Annotated in this window: 1 protein-coding gene; it reads right to left on the bottom strand. The window is 72.8% G+C overall.

What is annotated here, in order from left to right:
- A partial coding sequence (locus tag F0U47_RS21480) for a hypothetical protein (RefSeq protein ID WP_223162849.1) occupies positions 1-202 on the bottom strand: 202 nt, incomplete at both ends.

Here is a 202-nt window from a genome sequence, read left to right as displayed (position 1 = left end):
CGGCGGCATTGGCCACGAGGTAGGAGACGTAGCCCAGCGAGGAGATCAGGCCGGCCGCGCTCGGGCCGATGCCGAGGTCGGACTTCATGTCCGGGAGGAGCAGGCCGTAGCCGTAGCGGGCGAGCCCGAAGGTCAGCGCGATCATCGCCGTGCCCGGCACCAGCACGGCCGCGGTGGTGACCGGCCGCCGTGCGTCGGTGGT

It is taken from the genome of Nocardioides antri, assembly GCF_008373765.1.
GTDB classification, from domain to species: Bacteria; Actinomycetota; Actinomycetes; order Propionibacteriales; family Nocardioidaceae; genus Nocardioides; species Nocardioides antri.
The sequence above is the reverse complement of the archived record's forward strand: the minus strand, read 5'-3'. Positions and strand labels throughout refer to the sequence as shown.